We start from the raw sequence: 1,715 nt of genomic DNA on the forward strand, positions 1-1,715 counted from the left end.
CCCAACCAACCAGCGGCTACGGACACGCTGCGCAACCACCCGCCGAGCCCGCGGATGTCTCAACCCCGCTTAACTTCGAAGACCCGTGAACCTCTGACCAGGGCGTGATGTACGGCTCTGTTGCGTCCGGCCAGGGCAGGCCTTCGCGCTGATTGTCGGGCGTGATCAAGTGATGGGTCGAGGTGCGGTCGTTMCGCAACATCCGCCGCGGCCACTACGAGCTCGCCGTCGACATCGACCCGAGGCTGCGGCTGGCCGCCGCGTTCACCGAACTCGCTGCTGCTGTCTGACCGAAGGTCACCATGGCCGCTGGCATGCCTCGCCTCCTCAGAACGCAACACCGTCACGTCGCGTACCCGCCATCTGGCGCACAGCGACGCAGCGTCCCAGTCTGACTCGGCTAGGCCGTCGAGCAGGTCGGCCAGGTCGGGGGCGTTCCATCCAGCGGAGCTGACGCGTATCCCTGCCTTCCCGGGCCGGTGCCGGCGATGCCTGGCACGATCGGCCGCTGCAGGGTAGCTACCTCCTCGATTCCGGAAAATCTACTCCCGCTGCAGTAGACATCGAGCGCTTCCCTGGGTAGAGTTCCTGTCGTAACCAAGGAAGTCACATGGTCGCGGCAGACATGAACTGGCGCGAGCAGGGCGGTGGCCAGGGCAGGCCGCCGAGCACCACGACAGAAGTTCAGCAGTACCCGACCAGACGACGAGCAGAGGAGTAGATGCCATCAGGATCGCCCGAGCGATGGTCTAGCTCGCTCGGCTACCGCAGGCCCCAGATTGGAAGGTGGTCCCCGGTCACGCATCGCGATCTCCGCACGCCCGCCCTCCGGGGCCGGCTACGCGGACTCAGGGAACTTGACGTACCTAGCTAGCTAGTAGATGGTGTTGAATTTGCGGGGCCCTGGTGCCATTGACACCAGGGCCCTTCGACGTGCCCCGGTTCTGGGGCGACCCCCACGTAGCCGTCCAGCGGAGGCGATCAACGGTCCCGCGGCCCGGCTCCTGGTGGCCTACAGATAGAAGCGACGCGCCGAACGAGCGACCGGTCCGACGCGCCTGGGGTGTCAATGGCCTCGGGGGCGCGGCGGCTCGGGGCGGGGTCCTGTGCGGCGCGGTGTGTGGCGCCCTGCGCTCGCCGGGCTGGGTTCCTGACAGTGTTCGACCTGCCAGTCGTGGGTGCTGGTCGGCGGCATCTATCTGACCCTGCTCGTCGACCCGAAGGTCCGCGGCGCCCACCAGGAACAGCCGCTGGCCGACGCCCGCGCCGACCGCCCCTTCGACAGGACCGGGCCCACATCGTGGAGTACGACGTGCCCCGCGGCTTGTGCGCATGCCCGTCCCCTGTCTGTCTGGATCGGCCGCACATCCCCTGTGTGCCCGCCGTCGCAGTCACACCATCCCGCGACCCGGCCGCGATCTGGCTGCGACAGGGGATCGCGGCTGCTTCCTGGTCGTGCAGGCCGAGTGTGTTCCTCCACCGGAGCCGACGCCCTGCCCTGTCCTGCCTTTCCGAGCAGGCGCCGCCGCCGACGGGCCCCATCGTGCGCGGCAGGGTAGCTGTCTCCTGGGAGCCAAAAATCTGTCCCCGCCGTAGTAGACATCTGGGCGCGGCTGTGGGTAGAGTTCCTGTCGTAGCGAAGGAAGTCACATGGTCGCGGCAGACATGAACTGGCGCGAGCAGGGCGGTGGCCAGGGCGGGCCGCCGAGTACCAC

Annotated in this window: 1 pseudogene; it reads left to right on the top strand. The window is 68.0% G+C overall.

The features are described 5' to 3' along the window. Positions 1-194 precede the first annotated feature (194 nt). Positions 195-290, top strand: a pseudogene (locus BBK14_RS35215) (IS6 family transposase); the annotation flags it as partial. Positions 291-1,715: the final 1,425 nt, after the last annotated feature.

Source organism: Parafrankia soli (assembly GCF_001854695.1).
GTDB classification, from domain to species: domain Bacteria; phylum Actinomycetota; class Actinomycetes; order Frankiales; family Frankiaceae; genus Parafrankia; species Parafrankia soli.